Annotated in this window: 1 pseudogene; it reads left to right on the top strand. The window is 49.4% G+C overall.

Features of this window, described 5'->3' with window-relative positions:
- Nucleotides 1-721 (top strand): annotated as a pseudogene (locus tag J1G33_RS27725) (hypothetical protein); the annotation flags it as partial.
- Nucleotides 722-968: the final 247 nt, after the last annotated feature.

Below are 968 nucleotides of genomic sequence, written 5' to 3'. Positions count from 1 at the left end.
TAAAGCTGTGCTGCGTAGTTGGTTGGACAGGGTGGCAAATAATAGCCAGGTAACGTTGAGTTTTTACGTGGCCTATAATGGTATCGACGATCAGAGCCGGGCAGTTGAGTTCCCCAGTACGCAATACACTATCAGTCGCAGCACTCCGTTATACGTCACGCCGACTTATATCCAGCTCTCCGGATTTACATTCATGCTGGGAGATTACCCCAGCCTCCTCCCCGCCAACACCCCTGGCAATACGACGCAACTGAGCGTGGGCGGCGGTACCGGGCCTTATACTTACTCATCCGATAAAAGCTATATCGCTTCTGTCAGTACAACTGGAGCGGTTTCCTCACGGGGCAATGGTCAAACAACCATCCGAATCACGGACTCTTCGAGTCCGCCACAGACCGTAACCGTCGGAGTGTACGTTACCAACGTGATCTGGGTTTACAACAACGGTGTAGGCGCGCACGAAGAAGTGTATGAAAGGGCGATAGAGCGGGACATGACCCTACCCACCCTTAATGAACAGAAGCTTATGCAACAGCAGTACGCCGGTCGTTGGCCGATGCCAAATAATTACTATTGGTCGCGCACCCATTACAAAACTGAGTTTGGGATTTACTATTATTGGACCACTAACTTGGCGTCAGGAGTAACGGCATGGTTCGCCACCGTCAACAGCAACCGTTTTAACTCGATAGCGGTCAATAGTAATAAAATAGAAAACTAGCCGCACACCCGCTTGAACGGGGGCAGTTCTATTTAACTGTAGACTGTCCCTTTTTTCAGGGTGAATGGCAGCACTCAGCAAATACTAACAACGTTTCAAAGAGGTCGCGGAAATATATCTAAAGCCAATGGAAAAGCCGAAGGTAGTCGCCCTGACATATCGCCTGAAAAGGGCTTTCCAGAACAAATGTTAATTCTCACTTAATCCCATCCAAACAGCATCCGAATACCCTACTCGGAGCTCCGTC

Source organism: Pseudomonas sp. P867, from assembly GCF_019891455.1.
GTDB lineage: Bacteria > Pseudomonadota > Gammaproteobacteria > Pseudomonadales > Pseudomonadaceae > Aquipseudomonas > Aquipseudomonas synxantha_A.
The sequence above is the reverse complement of the archived record's forward strand: the minus strand, read 5'-3'. Positions and strand labels throughout refer to the sequence as shown.